The sequence below is a fragment of the Zoogloea sp. LCSB751 genome, assembly GCF_002028455.1.
Taxonomy (GTDB): Bacteria; Pseudomonadota; Gammaproteobacteria; order Burkholderiales; family Rhodocyclaceae; genus Zoogloea.
The window spans coordinates 1-243 of record NZ_MWUM01000526.1; the positions used below are offsets into that span (position 1 = coordinate 1).

At 43.6% G+C, this 243-nt stretch carries 1 protein-coding gene; it reads right to left on the reverse strand.

Annotated elements, in window-relative coordinates; all coding sequences use genetic code 11:
- The coding region (locus B4920_RS27585) for an ABC transporter permease subunit (protein ID WP_139379761.1) at positions 1-243 on the reverse strand (243 nt) is incomplete at both ends.

Genomic DNA, 243 nt, shown 5'->3' on the forward strand with positions numbered 1-243 from the left:
CAAGTTTGGGAATAATTGGGGGGATAGCATTATGAAAAATATGGCGGCGAATGATTTTCATGCGTGAAAGCCCGCGAATTGCAGCAGCTTTTATGTAGTTTTCGTTCGCGATTTCCTCCGTACTGTTTCTCACCAAGCGAATGACTTCCGTTGTTGGCGCTAACGCGAGGGTGAGCACAGGTAAAATCATATGCTCTAATACGTTAATTATCATCTCTTTACGATAAGGTGAGTCAGACAACC